This window comes from Pectobacterium atrosepticum (assembly GCA_019056595.1).
Lineage (GTDB): Bacteria > Pseudomonadota > Gammaproteobacteria > Enterobacterales > Enterobacteriaceae > Pectobacterium > Pectobacterium atrosepticum.
Genome location: CP036162.1, coordinates 75,988 through 98,730, shown reverse-complemented (window position 1 = coordinate 98,730; position 22,743 = coordinate 75,988). Strand labels below are relative to the sequence as shown.

27 protein-coding genes and 1 pseudogene are annotated in these 22,743 nt (G+C 51.1%); 16 read left to right on the top strand and 12 right to left on the bottom strand.

The window, feature by feature from the left end; genetic code table 11:
- The first annotated feature begins 538 nt into the window (after nucleotides 1-538).
- Nucleotides 539-958, top strand: coding sequence for a translesion error-prone DNA polymerase V autoproteolytic subunit (gene umuD, locus DCX48_00550; protein QXE13111.1), 420 nt, complete (start codon nucleotides 539-541; stop codon nucleotides 956-958).
- Nucleotides 959-970: 12 nt separating this feature from the next.
- On the top strand, nucleotides 971-2,233 hold the full coding sequence (umuC, locus tag DCX48_00545; GenBank protein ID QXE13110.1) for a translesion error-prone DNA polymerase V subunit UmuC: 1,263 nt from the start codon (nucleotides 971-973) through the stop codon (nucleotides 2,231-2,233).
- Between the two features lie 10 nt (nucleotides 2,234-2,243).
- On the opposite strand, the gene DCX48_00540 is transcribed toward umuC, so the two are convergent.
- Both DCX48_00540 and DCX48_00535 read right to left on the bottom strand, forming a co-directional pair.
- Nucleotides 2,244-2,636 carry a plasmid stability protein gene (locus DCX48_00540; GenBank protein ID QXE13109.1) on the bottom strand — a complete coding sequence of 131 codons (393 nt, stop codon included), beginning with the start codon at nucleotides 2,634-2,636 and terminating at the stop codon, nucleotides 2,244-2,246.
- Nucleotides 2,637-2,641: 5 nt separating this feature from the next.
- On the bottom strand, nucleotides 2,642-3,616 hold the full coding sequence (locus tag DCX48_00535; protein QXE13108.1) for a StbA family protein: 975 nt from the start codon (nucleotides 3,614-3,616) through the stop codon (nucleotides 2,642-2,644).
- Between the two features lie 236 nt (nucleotides 3,617-3,852).
- Here DCX48_00535 and DCX48_00530 point away from each other — a divergent pair, with 236 nt between their 5' ends.
- A complete protein-coding gene (locus tag DCX48_00530) occupies nucleotides 3,853-4,491 on the top strand; it encodes a chromosome partitioning protein ParA (GenBank protein QXE13107.1) in 639 nt (212 codons plus the stop codon).
- Nucleotides 4,491-4,772 (top strand): CopG family transcriptional regulator, encoded by a 282-nt coding sequence (locus tag DCX48_00525; GenBank protein QXE13106.1) that lies wholly within the window; start codon nucleotides 4,491-4,493, stop codon nucleotides 4,770-4,772. The genes DCX48_00530 and DCX48_00525 overlap by 1 nt, the downstream gene beginning before the upstream one ends.
- A gap of 88 nt (nucleotides 4,773-4,860) precedes the next feature.
- Here the strand turns inward: DCX48_00525 and DCX48_00520 are convergent, their stop codons facing one another.
- Genes DCX48_00520 through DCX48_00505 form a run of 4 tightly spaced genes read right to left on the bottom strand, consistent with a single transcriptional unit; the run spans nucleotide 4,861 to nucleotide 7,592 of the window.
- Nucleotides 4,861-6,246, bottom strand: coding sequence for a DUF1173 family protein (locus tag DCX48_00520; GenBank protein QXE13105.1), 1,386 nt, complete (start codon nucleotides 6,244-6,246; stop codon nucleotides 4,861-4,863).
- A 12-nt stretch (nucleotides 6,247-6,258) separates the two neighbouring features.
- A complete protein-coding gene (locus DCX48_00515; GenBank protein ID QXE13104.1) occupies nucleotides 6,259-7,044 on the bottom strand; it encodes a phage integrase family protein in 786 nt (261 codons plus the stop codon).
- Nucleotides 7,041-7,376 (bottom strand): hypothetical protein, encoded by a 336-nt coding sequence (locus DCX48_00510; GenBank protein ID QXE13103.1) that lies wholly within the window; start codon nucleotides 7,374-7,376, stop codon nucleotides 7,041-7,043. Before DCX48_00510 ends, DCX48_00515 begins: the two co-directional genes overlap by 4 nt.
- Nucleotides 7,377-7,385: 9 nt before the next feature.
- Nucleotides 7,386-7,592 carry a type II toxin-antitoxin system HicB family antitoxin gene (locus DCX48_00505; protein ID QXE13134.1) on the bottom strand — a complete coding sequence of 69 codons (207 nt, stop codon included), beginning with the start codon at nucleotides 7,590-7,592 and terminating at the stop codon, nucleotides 7,386-7,388.
- A gap of 1,075 nt (nucleotides 7,593-8,667) precedes the next feature.
- Here DCX48_00505 and DCX48_00500 point away from each other — a divergent pair.
- Entirely contained in the window at nucleotides 8,668-9,639 is a 972-nt protein-coding gene (locus DCX48_00500; GenBank protein ID QXE13102.1) for a hypothetical protein, read from the top strand.
- A 67-nt stretch (nucleotides 9,640-9,706) separates the two neighbouring features.
- Here the strand turns inward: DCX48_00500 and DCX48_00495 are convergent, their stop codons facing one another.
- On the bottom strand, nucleotides 9,707-9,886 hold the full coding sequence (locus tag DCX48_00495; GenBank protein ID QXE13101.1) for a hypothetical protein: 180 nt from the start codon (nucleotides 9,884-9,886) through the stop codon (nucleotides 9,707-9,709).
- A gap of 280 nt (nucleotides 9,887-10,166) precedes the next feature.
- Between DCX48_00495 and DCX48_00490 the strand changes: the two genes are divergently transcribed.
- The 7 genes from DCX48_00490 to DCX48_00460 all read left to right on the top strand — a co-directional run bounded on the left by DCX48_00490 (nucleotide 10,167) and on the right by DCX48_00460 (nucleotide 13,668).
- The gene (locus tag DCX48_00490; protein ID QXE13100.1) at nucleotides 10,167-10,427 is read left to right on the top strand and encodes a hypothetical protein; all 261 of its coding nucleotides are present in this window, start codon (nucleotides 10,167-10,169) and stop codon (nucleotides 10,425-10,427) included.
- Entirely contained in the window at nucleotides 10,424-10,999 is a 576-nt protein-coding gene (locus tag DCX48_00485; GenBank protein ID QXE13099.1) for a hypothetical protein, read from the top strand. Before DCX48_00490 ends, DCX48_00485 begins: the two co-directional genes overlap by 4 nt.
- 52 nt (nucleotides 11,000-11,051) lie before the next feature.
- The gene (locus DCX48_00480; protein ID QXE13098.1) at nucleotides 11,052-11,453 is read left to right on the top strand and encodes a hypothetical protein; all 402 of its coding nucleotides are present in this window, start codon (nucleotides 11,052-11,054) and stop codon (nucleotides 11,451-11,453) included.
- 83 nt (nucleotides 11,454-11,536) lie between these two features.
- On the top strand, nucleotides 11,537-11,887 hold the full coding sequence (locus DCX48_00475) for a hypothetical protein (protein QXE13097.1): 351 nt from the start codon (nucleotides 11,537-11,539) through the stop codon (nucleotides 11,885-11,887).
- A gap of 48 nt (nucleotides 11,888-11,935) precedes the next feature.
- Nucleotides 11,936-12,184, top strand: a complete 249-nt coding sequence (locus DCX48_00470; protein ID QXE13096.1) for a hypothetical protein — start codon at nucleotides 11,936-11,938, stop codon at nucleotides 12,182-12,184.
- A gap of 133 nt (nucleotides 12,185-12,317) precedes the next feature.
- Entirely contained in the window at nucleotides 12,318-13,289 is a 972-nt protein-coding gene (locus tag DCX48_00465) for a hypothetical protein (GenBank protein ID QXE13095.1), read from the top strand.
- Between the two features lie 118 nt (nucleotides 13,290-13,407).
- Entirely contained in the window at nucleotides 13,408-13,668 is a 261-nt protein-coding gene (locus DCX48_00460) for a hypothetical protein (protein ID QXE13094.1), read from the top strand.
- A gap of 218 nt (nucleotides 13,669-13,886) precedes the next feature.
- Here DCX48_00460 and DCX48_00455 read toward each other — a convergent pair whose 3' ends face one another.
- Nucleotides 13,887-14,573 (bottom strand): hypothetical protein, encoded by a 687-nt coding sequence (locus DCX48_00455; protein QXE13093.1) that lies wholly within the window; start codon nucleotides 14,571-14,573, stop codon nucleotides 13,887-13,889.
- Between the two features lie 163 nt (nucleotides 14,574-14,736).
- Between DCX48_00455 and DCX48_00450 the strand changes: the two genes are divergently transcribed.
- Nucleotides 14,737-15,390: a hypothetical protein gene (locus tag DCX48_00450; protein ID QXE13092.1), complete on the top strand. Its 654-nt coding sequence runs from the start codon at nucleotides 14,737-14,739 to the stop codon at nucleotides 15,388-15,390.
- A gap of 26 nt (nucleotides 15,391-15,416) precedes the next feature.
- Here the strand turns inward: DCX48_00450 and DCX48_00445 are convergent, their stop codons facing one another.
- Nucleotides 15,417-16,043 carry an RES domain-containing protein gene (locus DCX48_00445; protein QXE13091.1) on the bottom strand — a complete coding sequence of 209 codons (627 nt, stop codon included), beginning with the start codon at nucleotides 16,041-16,043 and terminating at the stop codon, nucleotides 15,417-15,419.
- A gap of 501 nt (nucleotides 16,044-16,544) precedes the next feature.
- On the opposite strand from DCX48_00445, the gene DCX48_00440 reads away from it, so the two are divergent.
- Nucleotides 16,545-16,985, top strand: coding sequence for a tgtA5 cluster protein 2 (locus tag DCX48_00440; protein QXE13133.1), 441 nt, complete (start codon nucleotides 16,545-16,547; stop codon nucleotides 16,983-16,985).
- Between the two features lie 13 nt (nucleotides 16,986-16,998).
- Here DCX48_00440 and DCX48_00435 read toward each other — a convergent pair whose 3' ends face one another.
- Nucleotides 16,999-17,979, bottom strand: a complete 981-nt coding sequence (locus DCX48_00435) for a hypothetical protein (protein QXE13090.1) — start codon at nucleotides 17,977-17,979, stop codon at nucleotides 16,999-17,001.
- A gap of 256 nt (nucleotides 17,980-18,235) precedes the next feature.
- Here DCX48_00435 and DCX48_00430 point away from each other — a divergent pair, with 256 nt between their 5' ends.
- A complete protein-coding gene (locus tag DCX48_00430) occupies nucleotides 18,236-18,442 on the top strand; it encodes a hypothetical protein (GenBank protein ID QXE13089.1) in 207 nt (68 codons plus the stop codon).
- Nucleotides 18,443-18,458: 16 nt separating this feature from the next.
- On the opposite strand, the gene DCX48_00425 is transcribed toward DCX48_00430, so the two are convergent.
- Nucleotides 18,459-19,106 (bottom strand): resolvase, encoded by a 648-nt coding sequence (locus DCX48_00425; protein QXE13088.1) that lies wholly within the window; start codon nucleotides 19,104-19,106, stop codon nucleotides 18,459-18,461.
- Nucleotides 19,107-19,272: 166 nt separating this feature from the next.
- Here DCX48_00425 and DCX48_00420 point away from each other — a divergent pair, with 166 nt between their 5' ends.
- Nucleotides 19,273-22,260, top strand: a complete 2,988-nt coding sequence (locus DCX48_00420) for a Tn3 family transposase (GenBank protein ID QXE13087.1) — start codon at nucleotides 19,273-19,275, stop codon at nucleotides 22,258-22,260.
- Here DCX48_00420 and DCX48_00415 read toward each other — a convergent pair.
- Nucleotides 22,161-22,730: pseudogene (locus DCX48_00415) on the bottom strand (DUF2913 family protein). The gene DCX48_00420 and the pseudogene DCX48_00415 overlap by 100 nt on opposite strands.
- Nucleotides 22,731-22,743 lie beyond the last annotated feature (13 nt).

Sequence of the window (22,743 nt, the reverse complement as noted above, 5' to 3'; positions counted from 1 at the left end):
CATGAAATAAAATCAATTTTAATTAATATCAACCGTAATAATTTATGCATTTACGAAGCGAACGCCGCAAACATGATAGCGTTCGTTAGCTGTCATGTGAGGGAGAGAAATATCACTGACCGAACAGAGCTACACCTCCAAACGCATCACATCTTTAAAGGCGAGAGTTACTCAGCAATTACCCTCCGCGCAAAATACACGGCTTATCTCTGTCAAAAACTTACTAACATCACCTTTGACAATCCAAAGCATCTCACAGCTTTTTCTGGGTCATGGGACACCATTACCTTCCCAACACTAAGCAGTAATAAAACCCAGATAGTTCATTCATAACCGTGAGTCAGTCAGGAAATTCTTTCCTGGCTGGCGAGGGGTTGGGCAACCCCGGTCGTATCGGGGGCGGCAGTGGTTTTTATCCTTTAATACCCAACAACATTCTTCGATGTATCAGTCAAATACCGAATCCCCACAAAGATCACCTTGATAAAAGACCCATAAAGCAATAATAATACTGTTTATATATACAGGTGATTTATTTATGAAAGCAACTATCTTTGCGCCACTAACCGGAACTTCCTTGCCACTCCCCCTGTTTGCGGCCCACTGCCCTGCAGGCTTTCCATCGCCTGCCGAAGACTATATCGAACGCCAGCTGGACTTAAACGAATATTGCATCGCTCATCCCTCAGCCACTTTTTTTGTACGAGCCACCGGTGACTCGATGACGGAAGCCGGCATACTATCTGGCGACTTACTAATCGTGGATAAGGCGTTAACACCTGGCCACGGTGATATCGTCATTGCTGCGGTTGAAGGCGAATTTACCGTCAAGAGGCTCTGCACTACACCGCGGCTGTGTCTACAACCGATGAATCCGGCATATGCCCCGCTTTTCGTGGAGCCTGATGATCTGGAAATATTCGGTGTGGTAATACACGCCATTCACACGCTACGCTGAGCTGAGGTTGCCATGTTTCTACTTGCTGACGTCAACTCCATGTACGCCAGTGTCGAGCAACTTTTTCGCCCGGACCTAACGGGCAAACCCGTAATTGTGCTCAGCAACAACGATGGCGCGATCGTCGCCCTTAATCGTCAAGCTAAAGACCTCGGCATCAAACGCGGACTCCCCTTTTTCCAGGCGAAACCTCTCATAGAACGTCACCATGTGGCATGCTTCAGCAGCAACTATTCTCTCTATGGTGATTTTTCTGCCAGAGTCATGTCGGTGCTGGAATCCTTGGCACCGGAAATCTTTGTTTATTCTATCGATGAGGCATTCCTGCGTATTGATGGTATTGAAGCCAGTGAACCTCTCGCGGCTTATGGCCAGCGCGTACGAGCGACTGTTTTGCAGCAAACCGGCCTTACGTGCGGTATTGGCATCGCGCAAACTCTAACGCTCGCTAAGCTGGCCAACCACGCAGCTAAGCACTGGCCTGCAACTGGAGGTGTTGTCGATCTGAGTGACCGTGTTCGCCAGCGTAAACTCATGGCGCTGCTGCCTGTTGATGAGGTTTGGGGAGTTGGGCGTCGGCTTAGTGTCAAGCTGACTGCCATGGGCGTGAAAACAGCACTTCAGTTAGCCGATGCCAACGTGCAACTGATTAAGAAGACGTTTGGTGTGGTTTTAGAACGCACAGTCCGCGAACTGAACGGTGTTCCCTGCATATCCGTAGAAGAGCTGCCGGCGAAACAGCAGATCGTCTGTAATAGAAGTTTTGGTTTACGCATTACCGCATACGACGATATGCGTCAGGCTATTTGCCAGTATGCTGAGCGAGCTGCGGAAAAATTGCGACTGGAGCATCAATATTGCCGGCATATAAGTGTATTTATCAAAACATCTCCTTTTGCCGTAAAAGAACCCTACTACGGCAATCTAGCCAGCCAGTACCTTGCGATCCCAACGCAAGATACGCGTGATGTTATCGCAGCTGCTGTCAAGGCCTTGGATACTATATGGAACGACGGCTACCGCTACGCTAAAGCTGGCATAATGCTGAATGATTTTTCGACCGGTGTAACCCAGCTTAATCTTTTCGATTCGATGCAACCGCGAGTATATAGCGAACAGCTGATGCAGGCGATCGACAACATCAATCAGTCCAGAAATGGCAAAGTGTTCTTTGTTGGGCAAGGTATAAATAAAAGTTGGGCCATGAAACGGGATATGCTCTCACCCGCGTATACAACAAGCTGGAGAGATCTCCCGAAGGCCCGATTGTACTGAATGTACGCGCTTACATGAGCCCTTTTAACTTTTCCCTAGAGACTTTCAGTAACTCATCTTCTTCGTTCTTCTTCTCGGGAGTTGACAATGAGGTGCTGGTATCTCCCAAGACTGCAAGCACATCTCTCACGGCGACCAACGATGGTGTCCATCCGGTGATCTGGGCGATCTGATTAATGACCTGATCGACTGTTAACGTTTTAGTAAACAGCGAGGTCAGCACCGCGGGGATGCGCGAATCCAGATGGTGCAATACCAAGCCTGAGATTAGAGCTTCTCTATAGAGGTCGCCCCGGCTTTTCCGGGGCACCGTTTCTATTTCAGCAAGGGCCATTTGATCAGGGCGCCCATCCGGATGAAGGTAGAGATTGAATTTCTTTCTTTCTTCATTGCCGTCAGCCACTGTGTTTAGTCCTCCTGTTTAATATAGGCCATTGCCTGCACAAGAGCCGTTTGAGGGTCATCGATAACCACAACTTTATCACCCAAATGTGCCCACGCTTTTCGTACCGCGGCCTCAATGAGCGGCCCCCCTCCACCTAGAACATACACGCGGTTAACACTCCGGAACTGTGATAGATCGTCAACAACCCTATTCCCGAGGTCATGAATGGCATCTTCGATGGTGCTCAATACCATCGCTTTCTTTGAAACATCATTCACAAACTGGTTCACGACGTTATCTTTATCCCGATTTTTAATCAGCTCATTGGCCATCATCGGACTGGTTGTGCTCCACGCCATCTTTAGCGCTGCCAGCGTAGGGTTTGTAACCAGTGCTACACCAATTTTCGGGTTTCCATGCACGGATGATACAGACTCAAACTGCCCCATGATCACGCAGGTATCCATCGTCGTGCCGCCCAGATCGATCACCAGTGATTTCTCATACTGCCCTACTTTATCTCGAGCTAAACGGCTAAATACGGCAGGCAGTGCTTCTGGCATAACGTCAACACTGGCGATAGTGAACAACTCACCCTTATTCAACGTCAGAGGGCGCGTTACGTTCGCAATTTTGCGCTCAATGTTGGCCATATTCTTTTGGCAGTCTTGGGTATAGTACTCACTAATTGGCAGAGTGACGGTCAAATGTACCTCGGCCGGTGCCAACCCACTATTCAATAATGCATGGTGAATAGCCAGCAGGTTAGCATCCGAGTATTGATACTCAACATGAGTAGTTGTAATGGAAGCTTCGGTGACCGGGTCATAGCCATACTTACGATCATCTATCTGGTAATTGAATGTCCTGCCGCTACCAATGCCGTCCACTTTCCAATCGTGGCAAAACGAGTTACCCGAGATGGAGGTTTTTAATTCCTTACCATCCATCCACGCCAATTTCACATTTGTAGAGCCGTCATCACAAAAAATGTTCATGTCCCTTCCTTCATAAATACTCACACTGAGAAACAACCGCCGTTTATCAAGCCACAATACTCAACTTGAGTATCCAATCATAAGTATGAATTAATAAAACACAAGTAATAATTAATATTTATCACTTCATACTTCACACTTCATACCTAACAAGCGTTCTACATGTGAGATTGACACTTAATGTAAGTACAGATTAAAATTCATACTTCATACATCATATTTATGAGATTCAACAGATGATCATTCTTGTAGGTGGCAACAAAGGTGGTTCAGGAAAAACAACCACCTCTGTAAATCTCGCTGTTGGGCTAGCTTTGCGTGGTGAAGATGTCTGCTTAGTTAATGCTGACCTTCAGAGATCAGCTGCAAAGTGGCATGCAGAACGTGAAGCGGAAGGAATATTGCCAGCCATAACGCTGATTGAAAAATACGAAAATCTCACCCAAACCCTACGTGCATTGGATGAAAAATATCCGTTTGTGATTGTTGATGTAGCTGGTCGTAACTCGCGCGAATTTATAACGAGTGGTGTAGTTGCACATCAACTTATAGCACCACTCCAATGCTCTCAGCCCGACTTAGATACACTTGTTGAACTCCAACAGCAAGTAGAAGCAATGCGAGATCTAAATCCAGACCTTAAAGTCTATTGCTTGCAGAGCATGGCGACAACGAATCCGGTACTTAGAGGAAATGAAAGAAAAGAATTCCTAGAGTACCTTGATGAGTTTCCAACTATACAAGCGATGGACACAGTGGTGTGCTTCAGAAAAGTGTATCGCGACAGCATCAGTAACGGTATCGGTGTTCTAGAAACAGACAACAACTCTGCTAAAGCTGAGATAGAACAACTCCTCAAAGAGGTCGTAGGATAATGGTAAAAAAAGCAAGCCAACAGGCAGGAAATCGCCCTCCGGTAACGCCAGAACAAGCCGAAGCCTTAGCAATGCGCCTTGCAGATAAGCCTTACGGTTCACCCGAAAAAAATGAGCAGGAAAAACAGTGCAGAACGACAATTTCTCTCGGTGAATCAATGCTTAGAACGATTGAGGATAAAGCTTTAAACAACAAACGTTCTGGTAAAGATCCTAAGAACGTAAGCGCAATAGTAAGAGAAGCATTGATGATGTACTTAGAGAAAGATGATCATAAGTAATAATTCACAAGTATGAATTATTACTTAATAAGTATGACTTATGATTGATTTATTATAAACCATCGAACAAATCCCTCATGCGCCGTCATCACCCCTTATCTTCATCCAAGGGGTACTTATCCTGTTGATACGCGCTTCTGGGTGGGAAATCAGGAACAACTTGTTGAGCTACATCCCATCCCCACCAGGACTGTGGATACTCCTGATTGTACCAATCCGTTTTCTGCGCACGGTGTAACTGGTAATCCGCAGTTTCCATCCCCCAGACTTCCATGGGGTAGATATCAGCTGATTCAGTATCACTAAGACAAAAGTCGGGATGGTACTCATCCTCAGCGGAGTCATAGCGCAGTGGTTTCACAAACGAACGCCGTTCTCTGGCCAGCTTTTCCTCCACCTCACCTTCATAGGATGAGTCGAGTGGAATGTAGCGCGTGCTGATCATCATCAGACAGACTTGTCGAACCTTAGCGCGCCAATAGTTGCCCTCAACTGGCACGTCCGTTACCGCAATGGCCATCACTTTCTTTCCCTGACGCCACCATGCGCTTTCCACTCTGAATCGCTCCAATGTGTCATTCCAGCGCGTAGCATCAATATTGAGAAAAAGTTTCTTACTGTCAGTAGGGCAGGAGACCGGCAATATCCCGTTGTGATCATCGGGCGCAGGAGTCCATTCATCTAGTTCCGAAATCACCACCAATCGCCGGCTGTTTTGTACCGCATACCGGAACACGTCGGAATTATTCTGGCTCCGTCCTGGCAACATCAACACGTCACGGAGTAAAGTCCGGCCCTGTTTGATGGTCCCGGCCGCCTCCCGAATTCGCCACATGACACCCTGCTGGCTACGCCGTTCTTCAAATGCCGGTGTCCAACAATTGGTTTCGGTCGTTTCCCACAACAGGTGCAACATGCCAAGCAGGGTGGTGCGCGGCTGTTTTGTTGTTGCTCGGCGTTGACGTTGCGCCAAGCACGGTTCGGGATGCGCTTGATCGCTACCGTCAGGCTTTACCCGCAGTGAATAGTTCAGAGTAAGATGCAAGGTACCGTCAGCGTCTTCACGAATGGCGTCAACGCTGTAGGTTGACGCGCCACCGTCCCGGTTTACCCGACAATAATAGCTGCACGTCTCGGCATGAGAGGGGCCGGTAAACGGAAACCGGCGTAGCGAAAATTGCCCGCTGCGGGGGTCAGTACGAACATAGAGTCGCAGTTCCTTATCTCGTACGCAGCCACACACCGCGATATAGCGGGTATCGCGTGCCGTTTTCAACACCCGCTGATAAGATTCAGGTGAGCTGGCTCGCCGCTCAGGAGAGAACGTTCGGGGTTTATCTTCTGAAAGAATGTGGATGGTTACCCAGGGATCTTTCTTCTCTGACATACACTGCCTCCATCTGCGATACAACGATTCAAATCCAGGAACAGGCTTATCCACAAAATCAGTGGATAACGCTGTGTAGAACTGCATCGATCTCGACGACTACGATCGCCCACGCTTAATAAGCGCGATAGCATCGCTGCCCGACATCTGAAACTGCACCCTGTGCCGTGCGGCCACATCGAGCGCAAACACCTTCGTATACACCTCCGTCGAGCTAATGCTCTTATGCCCCATCAGACTCTGCAGCACTTTCAGCGGTATGCCGGCGTACAACATGTGCATCGCGTAGGAGTGGCGGAACGTATGGGGCGTCACCGGTACTGAGAACGTTACCCCGTCGGCCGCCGCGGCCTCCACCGCTTCGGTCAGCCAGGTGCGGACGGTACGGTCTGTGATCTCCCAGATACGCGCCTTCTCCGTTCTGCCGCTTCGTTTGTTGCGCCGCTCCAGCGGAATTTTCAGCGTGGCAACCATCATCGCCAGCTGGCCGACATAGTTCGCATCAGAAAGCGGTACCAGCCGGTGAGCCTGACTGCCGGCGGGCGCACGGCCAGCTGTTCTGGCGGCTTTTTCGGTCCGTTGTTTGAGAGTGGCAAGCTGAACAAACGGGTAGGGCGGTGCCAGGGAAAAATCACTCCGCGTCAGCGCCAGGGCCTCATTAATGCGCGCACCCGTGTTCCAGAGGGTTGCCAGCAGCATCTTGCGATGCAGATCGGGCACATAGTGGAGCAGGGCGCTCACTTCCGGCGCCAGCAGGTATTTCGGCAGTTCATCCTGAACGAGAGCCATGTGGCGCAGCGCCAGGGCGGACGGGTAATCGATAGCAACCGGCAGTTGGGGCGTCGCCTCCATCGGGTAGGGGGCGGGCAGCAACGCGCCGGTCATGATGTTTTCCCAGCGCCAGCAGCGCACTGCTGCGCAAACCACGCCATGGCCGCATCGGCGTAGCTATCCCCTGCCGGCACCGCTATTTTCCCTGTCTGCTCCAGTTGGCGGCCAAGCTCGACAAGCTGGCGCTGCATGGCCAGCAGATTATCGAGCTGTACTACATAGAGGCAGACATCTTGGATCTGGCGCGCAAAATCATCCAGCTCCTCATCGGCCTGAACGCCAACCTTAAAGGGCAAGGGCCGTTTGATCCCGTCTTTCTCAGACTGCAGTTGCTGGCAACGTAGCAGCAGGCTGATGCCCTGCTGCGATAAAGAGGTTTCTGACATGCTGTTCCTCTACTCTTTAAACGGTGCGATCCCGTCACGCGCGCACTCATCCAGAAAAATGGCCAGGGATGCGGCGCCCTCGCGTTTGAGTTCGTCGACGCTGCTGGCATAAAAGTCGGCGCCGCCGTTCAGCCCGATAAAGTCGCCGCGCAACAGCTCGGTGTCCGGATCAAAACTGATTTCTGCCGTCCGGCCATTAATCTCCAGTGTGTTCATTTTCTTCATGACGCGTTTTCACTCCAGTGTGGATATAAAAAGATAAAACTGCATAGAATAGGCTGTCGCCCAATTATTTTACTGCGGCTTCCGGCCAGCGCGGCGCAAACCACCCTTTATTCTCACCGAGACAGTCCGTCACGTCCCGAACCTTACCACCGTGAGTGACCTGAACAACACGGCCATCAGGAACGCGTTCCGGAACACCCAGCGTCATACCGGTTGCCAAGTTCACGGCATCCAGGCGACCGTCGCGGGGGATGATGGTGAAGTCACCTGTCGGCAGGGAACAGGAAACAATCCCCCTGATCAGTATTGCGTTCCTGCAGGTAATGATAAAGATTTGTTCCCGCGACACTAAGGGACACAATAATTCCCACCGTTAAAATTCTGTCAATATCCACACCCTGTCCTTTTGTTAGTAATAATCTCACCTGAAATCATCACCTGATGTAATCATTATCCGTAACACCACAAATAATCACCTTCGGATTATTTTCTTCCGTAAACATCGCCACAAGCGATAATCACTGACCTGATAATAACCTTACGCGCAATCACCCAGCTTAATTACCGGACTGCCGGTTTCCGGTGATCCGACTTTTCCAGTATACGCGGTTTTCGGAACAAGGACACGCCCGCGGCGGCGGCGGGGGACGCCTGTCCGCCCTGCCGCGCTGCGTAGCGCGGGTGCCAGTATGTCGAAAAATACCTATGTTTTTTCAATCAGTTGGGCGGATTTACGGCACAAGGCGGACGCCCCCGACGGCGGCCGGAAGGCGCAGATCCGGGTCTAGCAGAAACCGGATCCGTAGCGGAAACGTGAACAAAAAATCGCCACAGCATCACCAAGCAGGGGAACGCCTCATCGTTATGCCGATGACGTGATGTCTGACCGGAAATGGAAAATAACAGGGAGGAAGGCAGTAATAGGTTGCATATGTGACAATATGCCAATAGCGTCATCAATCATTAATACTTGTGACGCCAAGGTGAAATTGCTGGCTGGCCATAAGCCTGGAAAGTTGATGGTCCAGCCAGCGCCCGTCAATTCTGACAAAATTAGGAGTACCACATGGTACACGAGAAAGAAACTATCGATTACACCGTGCGTGGCTTTGAAAGAGAACTTGACACCACGATCAGCAATGTAGCCATTCTGTCGAACAAAGCCAAGTCGGTTCTTCTGCGCGAACTCATCGAACAGCACTTCACCGATCGCATCAAGATGTTCGGGATACTGAGCAAGCACGTGGCCGCGCTCGATGAGATGATGGCCAGAAACCTCGGCGCCGAACTTATCGAACGGCCGTACGAATCGCACATCACGACCGGTCACAGCCTGGAGATGGCCAAGCTGCTTACTATCAGCTCCGACGAGCAACTGGAAGATATTCTGGTACGCAACACGCCCTATATCATGGTTCGTGCCAATCAGGTGATCAAAGGCACGCCGCGTACGGTAAAAGGCATGACGCTGTGGTTTGCGCTGTTTGCGGAAGTGGCGTCGTCTTCCCCCGATGTCGTGAAGGCCGCCTGGGAGACGCTCTTCTACTCCTTCGACGATGAGTCCTACTACCGGTATTATAAATATATTAATGAAATCAGGGTATTAATGAATAAAGACGCGATTACTGCGGATCTGCACGACGTCCGGCATGAAGGGAGATTTTGTACCGTCGCCATCACCAAACCGGCTGATTACGCGTACGGGGCCTGGCTTGCCGTCATCACGCTGACGCCGGCTGGCGCACAGATTGCTGCAAAAGATGCGGCCCAGGAGGCGCTGAGCGGCCTGTGTTACCCCACGCTGGAGAAACGGCAAATTGTGGCCAAAAAAGACACGGGGTATCACGCGATGGCCTTTCCTGAAGACGGCGGGGAGATGCAACGGGGCTTTACGTTCATTGACGACCGCTGCGAGCTGAATGTCTACTCCAAGGGCTACGCAGGAAGCTCCGAATTCTACCACCCAACCCCGCTGCAACAGGTGGCGGACGTGCTTGCGTCGGTGACGGATGGACATCTGAAACCGTTCCTCGCCTAACTCCTTCCACACGGCTTACAGGTCGCTTCGGCGGCCTTTTTTTTGGCCGCCGCCCAGCTCCCCGTGGTTATGCCCGGATATCCCGGCGCACCAGATCCATCACCAACTGGTAATACGTGTGCTGATGGCGGGACAAACGCAGTCCCTGTGCCCAGGCGTCGTCAGCCAGACGAATGGCCTCCTCGCCGGTTCGCTGCTGCGCTTCTCTGGTATGCCAGAGTTTGCGGATTTCATGCCGTGTGTTCATGTGTACGGCCTTGTGTGGTGATAAGAGCCTCTACCATGCCGTCACGACGCCCGCGCTACACCCTCAATCCTGCGGATATCCGCGTCTGCCAAACCGGATCGGCGCGGCGGGAACGCTACCGATGATATGATTTAATGACATCTTGAATAAAATCATCCGTGATATGATGATTATCATATTGACATTAAATCATATCTAATATGATAATAAATAGAATAGAGAGTAATCATTTATCGTATGATTTTCTCATCATGACGCATAACCAGACGGAGCGGACAGGATGGACGAACAACAGACATTTTCACTCAGCTATGAACAACTGACCCAGTTGGCGGAAACACGTATCCGTGAATTCGATCTGGACATCGGAGGCATTATTTACGTCCGCGAGTCGGCCCAGGCCGCCGCCATTCTGAGTTTCTGGTATCAACTGGCCCTTAATGGCTACGACCCACTGAATGACAGACAGAGAAAAAAGTGCATTGAAGCCGATCACGAGCGCCTCAAAAAACTTATCTGGCCGGAGGCGGATAAGCCATGACGCAGCCCCGCCGTCCGTCGCTGTTGCAACAGCGTATTCTCATTGTGCTGGCTGCACTCGAAGAACGCCACTCAGGACCGGTACGCACCCTCGATATCGCAGACCTGCTGGAGCAGGCTGACGACCAGCCGGTGTATGCCAATAACCTGCGCGAGTCCTGCAAACGCATGGAAGTGACCGGCTGGCTGCGCACCCTGCGCGCGCGAAACCTGCAGCTGGCCGTCGAGCTGACCGACGCCGGGCGGCAAGTCGCCGCGCCGTTATTGGCCGCTGAGCGGGAAGCGGAACGCGCACGCCAGCGAGCCGCCGAGGTGCGGGTACTGCCAGTACGCCAGACGAACGGGTCGCACATCGAGCACGACGTCACGCTGGACGGCAGGGTGTACCAGGCATATAGGGGGGATTTTGTGGTGCGGCTCGACGGCAGCACCTGCCTGCAGCTGTGGCACGCGAACGGCCCGCGCACGGTGCTGGAGGGGGATGCCCTGCAGGTCGCCAGCTGGTATCAGGCCTGTTTTGCCGCGGGCTTGCCCGTGCAGTGTCAGGTGAATCAGGACACGGCACCCTGCTGATGTCCGCAACAGACCAGACGATAGGATCATTCGTGTTGATAAAGGAAAGCTAATGGGCAGTGTTAAAAAAGACAGGAAAGCGAAATGTGGTCATCTGAATCGGGGGTTCTTCGTTCTGGCAGCGATCTACACGTTATGGATCTTCTATTTTGTATTGGGCGGGGCGGTAGGCTGGGTGTGGAATCCCATTAATATCCTGTCGCTGCAGGCTGCCGGATTACACGGAACGGTGCAAGGCGCCTGGGAAAGCTTTTCATTTTTAGACAATGCCAAGGTGAAATATAATCCGCTACTATCACTGATTGTTATTTTTATTCTGGCGTATTTTCAAATTGCTGTTTTTACCAAAGCGATGATCGCAGTACAGGATCGGTGGCTGAAGAAAGTCGTATTCTGGATAACGGATGACCGCGTTATTTCACGGTATTATGGCGTTATGTTATCTAAAAGATAACGCTTATTCTTTATTATGACTGTTTTTTCTGAAATCAGAAGATAACCAAGCAAACACAAATAAAGTTATTCAGGAGCTGAGCAATGCAACATTTTAACTTAGACGCTATTCCAATTGACCCCAATCCAAGGCCGAATGAAATAGCCCCTCTTTCCGAAAAACATCAAAAGGAATTGGCTTATTTAGGTCGCATCGCGCAAGAAAAGAAATTCGCCGCGAGTTTAATTGTTAACCTCTATAACTCTGATATCTGTGGCGCGGATATGTATCACTTATCGGCTTACTGCCGAGGCGAATCCAGCGATACCCTGAAAAACGGCATGATGTTCTTGATCCAACTCTGTGGCCATATTGAATCACATGAAATCTATGGGAGTGCGTTTGTGGAGAGCCTTATCGAGCAATGGGAATTCCGAAAAACGGGAAAGGCGTGATGATCGGCCACTGGCACATGGTGAGTAATCAAACGCAGGATGACAGACGTGACCAACACCTTTAAGGGCACAGTACTCCACACCGCCCATGTGATGACCAGTATCTCCGAGGTCGTATTTTTCGGGGTGCTCTTTAGCGAACAGGATGAGTGGTTCCGAGTGGCAACAGACGACATCAGACTGGCTGAAAGCCTCGCCTTCCTACAGCCCGGAGATCGTGTGCAGCTCGGTGTAAAGGGGACTATCGTCCAGGTCAGCCGCACCTATCACCGGCTGGTCAGCGTGGAGAGGGGTTAAGCAGACGGAACGGAGTGGGTGTGCCCTCCGCCGCGGCCGGAAAGCCGCGAGGAAATGACAAGCCGACGTGCCAGTGAGAAAAATCTGCAGCGCAGCTGGCTCGGGGCGAAACGACAACCGTAGGGAGCAAGAGATGGATTATCATCGTTATTTTATCGGTACACGCGTCGAAGAAGGACGCTATGGTCCGCAAAGTCCGGACATGTCCCTGAGCGACCTGTTGGGATTGTTCAGATCGCCCACGGACACGACCCAGTACGTTTTCCCCGATCTGACGCCGCTCGTCCGGTGCATTCATGAGCAAATCATGGACGCGTTTGCTGCCCATCATGAGCAGCAGCGGATGCAGAATTACAACACCCTGTTCAACGCCTGGGCCCGCGCCGCTTCTTACGAGGACAAAGATCTGCGCAGCAACGACTGGCACATGGTTATCGACAAGGCGGAAGACTTCCTGGTGGCACTGCAACTGGAGCAGGTGTTTCCGTATCCAAAACCAGAAAAGGACTGGGACTTTCCTTTGGTCGAGCGGATTGCCGGCGCCGGACGCCTGTATACCGAAGCCCTGTTGTTCATCATCACCGCCCGTGCCGCTCGGGAGCCGCACACGCTCTCTCGGGACATCACCCTGCGCGGTTACTGCCAGTGGCTGCGGGACTGGGTAAAGGCGTACCTGAATGAGAGGGACCGTACCCGTCTGTTGCTCGACGCGTCGCTGCGCCAGCCGGAAAGCTATCCTGCCGTTCGGGCGCTCTGTCCTGACGCCATCCCTGCTTCACCGGACACCTTTCTGGCGGCGCATGTCAGAGCGCGGGAGAAAGTGCCTCTTGAGCTTTGGCTGTATCACGACGACTTTCCGAATAAACTCGAAACCACTGCGACAGCGACGGTGCGCGAACTTCATACCCTGAACTATGAGGAGCACCACTGGCAGATGATCTACACCCTGCGAGACATACTCTACCGTGCCGAGCGGATCGAAGCATTTCTCACTGATCTTGAGAAGAAAGGGGACAGCGTAGCGTTTGACCAGCAGGGGAATACCACGGAAACCGTTCAGGCCCTGCTGCGCGGCGATTATTCGCCACTGCAGGTGCTTCCTTAAGAGCCAGCTTCGCAGGAGGCAGGCCCGATCCGTGATTAACGGATCCTGGTATCCTAACGCAACAGCACCGTTTACTGAGATTCAGGTTGACGGAAAACAATAAAGAAGGAGGTCGCTCATGCGGCTGGAGTTGAAATCTGATTCTGATTTTATGGTCATACTTACCATCGTGAGTTTACCGCTATTTACCGCAGCAGGATGGTTTTCAGCGGCGTTTTCACTGGTCAGCCTGGCGATGTGTGTCTTCCTGTTGTATGACGGCGCGGGCGGGTATGAATGGGGCACCCTGCTCATTGCCGGTCTGGTGTATGGCGGGATTGGGTACTGGTGTTACACAAACCTGCATTATGCCTTCCATAGATTGCGTCAGCCTGCGTAGGCACGCCCCCGAGCGTGGCGACGAGAAGGTGCAAAAATACGGGGCGTTAACCAGACGCCCTGCGGCCCTGAAAATCGTAGCGGAAGGGTTAAGTGATGAGCAATGGGCAAAGACGTGTAAATCTGTTGCAAAAACGCTCCGGGAAGACTGGGAGCAAACCGCCGCAGTAGCGAACTAAGATACTTAAGCATGAAGCTAGCAGAAGCATCACTGTAGGTTTAAAGACTGTCTTCAGCGCTCTCTGACGCTATCGCACACTTTACCTGCCGCTTTCTTACATTCAGTAGTACCTGTGTTGTTGAATACTTCCCGTCAGAAAGCGGAGAGTCAGGAAAGCCGCAGAGTCGTCTCAATCGTCTGGCCACCGACGCCGCCCGTAGGCCTACTGCGGTTATATTCTCGCTGCGAATCCGGAGGATCGCCGTACTATCAGCCCCGTATGAAAGCTGTTCACATTTATTAAGAATCGATGTGCGCGCATCAAGCAGCATCACTGGGATCTCCATCACTCTGAACATATCTCTTGGCTCCAAAACCTTCCAGTTTCCGGTCACCTTTGAAAAGCTGATTTCCGGTATCTTATATCGATGAACGATAACTTCCTGCCGTCGCGGATCCGCGTTCTCTTCCGGCATTCCCGGATCAGTGGCAACGTTCACGCAATTGACCGCGAAGGCTTCAAGGATAAAAATCAACTCAGTACCGATAAAGTGGTGCTCCCGGCTACGCTGCTCTTCTGCGGCGATCCGTTCCCGCTCAAGCTGCCGTTGGTGTGCTCGTTCTTCCCGCGCTAGTGTCAGTTTGTGCCCCAGCAGCATGGTGAAAAACGCGACGCCTGCGGTGATGATCGAACTGACCATTACCGTCAGTATCGAGGTCCAATTGATGGTATTCAACCAATCCATTCCGTGCTCTCCTTTTCCCTACGGGGCAGATACTGTCCCGATTTGATTCAGTCAGTCGGTGTACGTAACCAGAAATAAACCACACCAGAGCGCGGTTAAAAGTTGCACCACTTTAAGATTTAAACTATCCTGTAATCATTAAATCTTAAAAGACGAGGTAACTATGATCGCTAAGACACAGGAAAAAGCCTCCCGAACTGAAGACCAACTGCTCAAAGCTCGGTTAGAGAATTTACTCCATACGATTTATTCAGGTACTCCACACATTACTGCGGAAAAAAAGCAGAAGCTGGTTACGCTGCCCGATCGGGAGTTTTTGGCAGAACTCCTGCGTGAAATTAACATGCAAGCCATACTCAACTCCAAATCTCGCGAGCAGATTGAGCAGGAAGAGTATGCAGAAAACAGGTTGGCCTTTCTCGACGTTCTGAGGAAAGACTACGGGGGCATTCACAAGTCCACTGCGGTGAAAGACATCCTGCAAATTTCCATTCCCACTGTTAACAAAAAGGGGGAAAAGGGGGAATTAATTGCCCTGACATCAGGGACCGAAAATCTGTATCCGGTATTCCAGTTCTCGACCGATGAAAAGCTCAGTGAAAAAGGGATGCTCAAAGGCGTGCCAGCACTGCTCGCGGCATTCCGTCAGCCGCTCAGCGCGGTGAGAAAGTGCAATTTCTTCACACGCCCCATCGAATTACCAGGAACCGGAGAGAAGACCTCTGTGCTGGACGTGCTGCGCCGTGGCGCCACGCCAGAGGAAATGGAGCATTTTCTGATCCTGGCTGAGAACTTCGGGACACAAAACGCGGTGTAAGAATGGGCCTCGCGGCCCATTGGATCTCAGACGACCAAAATACCCAGCTGAGATTTTAAAATCTCTTTGCCCGTTTTCCCGTTGTGGGTGTATTCACTCAGGGGCGTTACAGAGTCAGTCGAAACCATCCCTGCCCCCGCAACATCATCGGACCAGAGAACCACACAGGGACAACCCGTGTGGCGAGACAGGTAGGTAAGCCCGTCAGCATGCTGAGAAAGCTCTTTCGCCAGTAGCTGTGTGTCGGAATAGACGGCTTTCGGCCCCATGAGGTCACCGACCGCGACCCCAAGATGGGGAGCGAGCAGGCGCTCATCAAATACACGTAGCGGCCTTTGAACACGAATTTCTGCCATACAGTTCGTTGTAAAATCAGATTGGTCTATAAACTTTTCGTCCTGGTAAGACTCATGACATGCCGTATGAGGTGACTCGGCCATGTACATGGGGGATTTTGAGTTATCTGATAACGAAAAACGGTTGTTGCTGTCGGGATTGAAATACACCCCGTTGCCCCCGAAACTTTCTGGTTGTTGCTTGTAGTAAACAGTATCTGGCTGGATCACTTCAGTCACCTGAAGCTCACCCGCTTGCTCTGCCGCTACAAGACTAGTTACTTTTTCATGGAGGTTTCCCTCGAATAGTGAATCCATAAGTACGCTTGCCTCTCTGTAAGCAAATATTTTTATTTAGCATAAGATTTAGTCTCTTAGCTGATTGAGTTGGTTGCCTGTGCTTGCCCAGGACAACATTAGTGCCGTCCATAATGATCCAGACTAGCGGGAAACATCATAGTCCATTTCAGCTAATAACGGTTTGTTTGCGCACAGTTTTCACACTTTTTCATGCAATACAGGAGGGTTGATATGACCCCGTTATCCCTGAAACCGGATCAGGCTGGCCACGACGCCTTGCGCACCCGCGGCGTACATCTGATCACCACCTGCAGCAAAGGCAAAACGGCGCCCGCCGGTGACGTGGTATTTCCTTATGAAACATTACCGATCGACGAGGCGATGACGATCTGGCGTCAAAAAGTGCAGACGGCCTATGCAACGGGCGGCGGCGTTCGTCCGACAGCTGCACTGTATTGCGGGGTTCACTGGGGAAAAGCCATTGCCCTGGCACAACAGTTTTCTCAGCTGGAGTTGTGGGTGATTTCTGCAGGCCTGGGGCTGCGGCACAGCGCCGATCCGGCCGTACCGTATGAAGCGACGTTCAAAGACATGCCTCATTCCCCCGCGGCAGTCTGGGAACAGCTGACACAAAAGCCATTGCTGCCCGGGCGTTGTTCATCACTGGCTATGCTGATGCGGCAGCACCCCGCAGACGGGTTCGTTATCGCTGGCTCACCGACTTATATTCAGGCTATCGAGCAAGACGTCAATGCAGGTATTGGCACGCTCACTGACGCGGCCGCACAGCTGACGATCGTCACGTCGCAGGCCTATCGCGGTTGCCTGTTACCGTACGTGACCTGCAGCAGCACGGAGATGCTCACCACACTGCGTTGCAACATGACGAGTCTGAACATCAGCCTGGCCGGCACGCTGATAGCCCGTCATGTCGATGAACTCCGTCAACGCTCACTATGACGTCGATGTTTGTTCAGGAGCCAAATCCAAAAGCATTCGAATTTGTTCGTGTCGCCTGCACTAATTCATCCAGACACCTTCCAAAATCAGGAAATCCGGCAGTTTCCAACATATCAGCGACCGCAGTGGCTTTGCGATTATCACGTGCCAGCCAAACAATACTCAAAGCGTCTGCGGCATGAGACGGGGAATGTAAATTATACGGGAGCCCGGAGTAACCAAAGGGGCACGAAAATGCTTTCATGGCGTGATAAAAGTGGCCAAAGACCTCTCGTTCCGGGATTAAAAACAGCCGCCAATGCTGCTGGAGTCGCAAAACCATTGGCACATTGATCGAGTAGCGCCACAGCTTTCCGGTTAGCTTGATGCATCTATTCAGCCTGACAGCTTGGTAGCGGGCGGCACCGAAATGATGCGAACCTCCGCTATTGCACCAATACAAACGACGTCGCGCCCAGGCGTAGTCATCAAAATACAGTCGGTGGAGTCGGATCTCTCCCCATCGCATATTTTCCAACAAATGCTCTTCAGTGACCGGTTCAACGAAAGACGGGCAACGCAGCATAGGAAATTCATCAATATCATTGATGTCATATTCACTGGATTTGGACGCGCCAATCCCTTTGATATCAGTGATATCGCAGGAAAAACCTTCAATCACCTCTTCCTGAACCAGATTGGCGACCTCTGGCACAACCACGTCGCTGCTCATAAACTGACGATCGCAGTCAGGTTGCAGATAGTGCAGAGCATAAGGAATACCGTACCGAGAGGTTGACATCCAGGTATGCCAGGACACCACAGACCGCAGCCAGAAAGTGTCTGGGCTATGTTGCAACGGGATCGGGCAAAACAAGCCACTCCTGATCGCACGGGACAGGCCTTCCGGATAGCCGGTAAAATGCCTGAACTCCTCCCACAGCGCGCCTGCGACTCTGTGCAAAAACGGTCTCTTGTCTAGTCTGTCCGTACGAAATCCGTCGTCCGACATCATGCTCTCTTCTTTTTAATTAGTTATGCCGGCATCAATGCCAGTAGCTGGTAAATTCCGTCTTCTGATAACTCTTCAGTGACATGCCATCCGAATGGCTCAATCTGAGACCGTAGTTCAGCCACATTTCCCGTTAGGCGTATATAGGGGTCAGTTTGGATATCGAAAATTATTGTACGTTAAGACTAATTTTTAACCTTTCCTACCCATTCGCCAGTGTGTGGTAGCATGTGTCCTCAGCAACCATCAGGGAAAGATAATGAGAGCCAGTATTCGAGCGAAAATTGTGAAGGTATGTGAAGCTAAGATAGCGGTGAAAGGAGATGATGTTGGCGTGTCATTTTATGCCTTTTTTGCCAACAAGAACGATGATCCGGAATTACTCATGGAAGTAGCCGAATGGTGGATCATGGAGATGAAGCTGGATCACTTTGAAAAAGCCAGAAAAATCATATCCCTTGTGTAGCATAATTGTAACGTAGCTACTCCACTTCTGACTGGATTTTCCGGTGTAATGCCTGAATTCGACATATCTGAGATGGACTGTAGCCTGTGGCATCGGCTGTTTCGCGGATACTCAGTTTTTTTACCTGACGGTAATACAGAACTTTCTCGTGTCGCTCCTGATTAGCCTGTTTACCCCGATATTTCCCCATATTATGTGCGCGTTCAATTCCTTGTTTTTGACGTTGTCGACGACTCAACCAGTCCTTATGCGACATCGCGGCCATCAGGTCGATAAGCATGTTATTGATGGCGGTTATCACGGCACGGGTGATCGGGTCAGCCTGCGAAGGGTCTTTATCTGACAGCGCCTGCCATGATGTAGGAACATCCAGACTTACAATACGCAGCTCGTATTGTTCTATCTGCTTTTTCAGCGTTATCCAGTCGCTGTTGCTAAGACGTGTCAGGCGGTCTATCTGCTCGACCAGCAAAATATCATTGCGGTGACTGTCCATCAATAAGCGTCCCAGCTCCGGGCGATCAAGTTTTATTCCGCTGATATTCTCCCGGTAGTAGCTGGCGATTTTATGTCCCCGTTCCTGGACGAACTGTTCCAACATCTCTTTTGCACGACCGGCGAACTGATCTTCCGTCGATGCCCTCAAATAAGCTCTGATAAACATTTTTTAACCACACTATCGCATTTAGGTTGTTGCATTCACTCTATCGCATATAGGTTATGTCATTCATGGTGTGGCGTCACGTTTTGATTATGGCCTCAGGGTGTACCCTTATGCGATAACCATTTTTGTTAAAAATTGCGCATCAAATAATTTATGAGGGAAACATATGGCAAGGAGGCAGATTCTTTCTCTGTCGGAAAGAGAATCATTACTGGCATTACCGGACGATGAGTTAACGCTGACCCGAATGGCCTATTTCAGTGAGCATGATCTGGCGCTTATCAGTGCTCACCGTAAACCCGCCAGCCGTTTTGGTTTTGCCGTCCTTCTTTGCTATCTGAAAAATGTTGGCTTTGCCCCGGATAAAAAAATCCCACCCTCTGATGCGTTGCTGAAGCATATCGCCAGCAGGCTAAAGCTTACCGGGAATCTCTGGCCTGCTTACCTTTCCGGCCGGGATACGACCCGGCGTGAGCATTTAACCGAACTGTACCGCTATCTTGGCGTAAAGGCGTTCACCGGCAAAATACAGCAGGACTGTATTACACACCTGTTGTCGATGGCGACGCGCACCGATAAAGGTATTCTCCTGGCCGAAGAGTTACTGGTCTATCTCCGGCAGAACAACGTGATAATCCCCGCGATTGATGTCGTGGAGCGTACCTGTGCTGAGGCCATGGCAGGCGGCGATAAAATCGTATTTCAGACCCTGAATGCCCCGTTAATTCCGGCTCACAGGGATGCCCTGGATCGTTTACTTGAGTCATCAGATAATCAGCCTTCCAGGCTGACATGGCTTCTGCAACCGCCGGGTAAAATCAATGGTAAGAATGTGCTGCAACATCTTGATCGGCTCAGCAGCATTGAATCGCTGGCATTACCTGAAGGTATAGATCGTGCTATTCACCAGAATCGGTTGCTGAAACTGGCGCGGGAAGGCCGAAAGATGAGTAGCCGGGATTTGACCCGATTTTCAGCAGCCCGCCGTCATGCGATCCTGGTCTGCGTACTGGAAGAAGCCAGAGCCACACTGACAGACGAAGTGATTGAACTGCATGAGCGAATGCTGAACAGCCTTTTCAGCAAAGCCAAAAGAACACAGGCTGAGCGCCTTCAGCAGACTGGAAAGCTGATCCAGTCAAAACTGAGGCAGTACATCGATGTCGGTCAGGCGCTGTCTGTTGCCCGTGATTCCGGTGGCGATCCATGGCTCGCAATAGAAAACATACTCCCATGGCCTGAATTTGTGGCCAGTCTGGAGGAAACACGCCATCTCGCCAGAAAAAATAATTTTGACCCGCTGCATATTATTACCGAGAAATACAGCACATTACGGAAATATGCCCCACGCATGTTGTCCGCTTTACAGTTAGTCGCCACCCCGGCAGCGCAACCTCTGGCTGATGCACTGGTTGTGATCAAGGATATGTACCGGAAGCAGTCACGTAAAGTTCCGGCGGCAGCGCCGCTTGAGTTTGTTCCTGAAAGCTGGCGCAAGGTGGTAATTACGCCTGCGGGTATTGACCGGCAGTATTATGAATTTTGTGCGCTCAGCGAGCTTAAGGGAGCGTTGCGCTCCGGGGACATCTGGGTTAAAGGCTCGCGCCGCTACAAAAATTTTGATGATTACCTCATACCTGAAAAGGACTTTGACAAACTCACACCGGTGCTGCCACTGCCCGTATCTGCTGATTATCATGAGTACATTACCAGCCGTATGACCCTGCTTCAGTCCAGACTTGAAGAGGTCAATGCCATGGCTGCTCTTGGGGAGCTGCCCGATGTGGAAATATCCGACAGGGGCGTAAAAGTCTCTCCGCTGGATAACTGCGTTCCGGCGCAGGTTTCACCGCTGGCAGAGCTGGTTTACAGCATGCTACCGCGACCTAAAATCACGGAAATTCTCGATGAGGTAAACAGCTGGACGACGTTTACCCAACATTTTTCGCATATAAAAAATGACATTACCCGTCCCGATACCCGACTGCTCCTCACCACCATTCTTGCGGATGGCATCAACCTTGGCCTGACCAAAATGGCAGAAGCCTGCCCCGGGAGCACCAAATCATCACTCGAAGATATTCAGGCATGGTACATCCGTGATGAAACTTATTCAGCCGCTCTTGCAGAGCTGGTAAATGCGCAGGGAAAAAGGCCTCTGGCGGCATTCTGGGGAGACGGGACAACGTCATCATCAGACGGACAAAATTTCAGAACAGGCAGCTCAGGCCGCTACGCAGGGCAGGTTAACCCGAAATATGGGCAGGAGCCTGGACGTCAGTTTTATACCCATATATCGGATCAATACAGCCCGTTTTACACCTGCATAATCAGTCGGGTCAGGGATTCAACCCATGTTCTCGATGGCTTGCTGTACCACGAAAGCGACCTGGAAATCAGGGAGCATTACACCGATACCGCGGGTTTCACCGATCATGTCTTTGCCCTGATGCATCTGCTGGGATTTGCGTTCTGTCCACGAATCAGGGATCTCCACGACAAGAAACTGTTTATCAAAGGGAAAGCAGACCAATACCCGGCGCTTCAGTCACTGATATCAACGACCAGCCTGAATCTGAAAGAGATCGAAATTCACTGGCGTGAAGTGCTGCGTCTGGCAACCTCGATAAAGCAGGGAACCGTGACGGCATCCCTGATGCTGAAAAAGCTTGCCAGCTACCCCAAGCAAAACGGACTTGCCAAAGCATTGAGAGAAATTGGCCGTATTGAACGAACTCTGTTTATGCTCGACTGGTTCCGCGATCCGGCACTGCGTCGGCGTGTACAGGCGGGACTGAATAAAGGAGAAGCCCGTAACGCGCTGGCGCGTGCGGTATTCCTGCACCGGCTGGGTGAAATCAGGGACCGAAAACCGGAAAATCAGAGCTATCGCGCCAGTGGACTGACGCTGCTGACGGCGGCTATCTCGCTGTGGAATACCGTCTATATGGAAAGAGCGGTCGATGCCCTGAAGCGTAAAGGGGTGAAGATCAACGAGCAACTGCTGTCGCATTTGTCGCCGCTAGGCTGGGAACACATCAATCTGACAGGCGATTATATCTGGAAGAGTAACCGGATACCGGCTTTCGGTAAGTTTCGTCGGCTGAGGCCCGCTAAAGTAGAAAGGTCAAAAAATAGCCTTAACGTACAATAATTTTCGATATCCAAACTGACCCCTATATACAGTGGTGTAGACTGCTGCCCATCATCATCAAACCCTTTATCAAGCAGTGAACGTGACAGATGAATACGTTTCGCATCAGAAACGACGTTAATGTCAGGGGGATTAATCCACTCTCGATCGTTCAATAAACAGTAGTTCCAGCCCTTATCTTTAGCGGTTTCGACAGCCGCGGTCAGGCGAAATAAATCACTCTGTGTAGCCATCTCACCGGCGCAGGAACGCCAGAGATACTCAAGCGTACTGACGAGCTTCGCCTGCATGCCCTGTGTGCGCCCTTTGTTTATTAACCACTGGATATCGGATGCTACCTCGCGGGGAAAACGATGTTGCTTCAGGGCCGTAGCAAGTCAACTGGTCAGAAACAAGTTTTCCTGCGTGATCGAATTGATTCGTTTGTCGTCTCTGGCCAACGCCAGTGCGATCAGTCCACACCAGGCCATATGCCCAATTCCC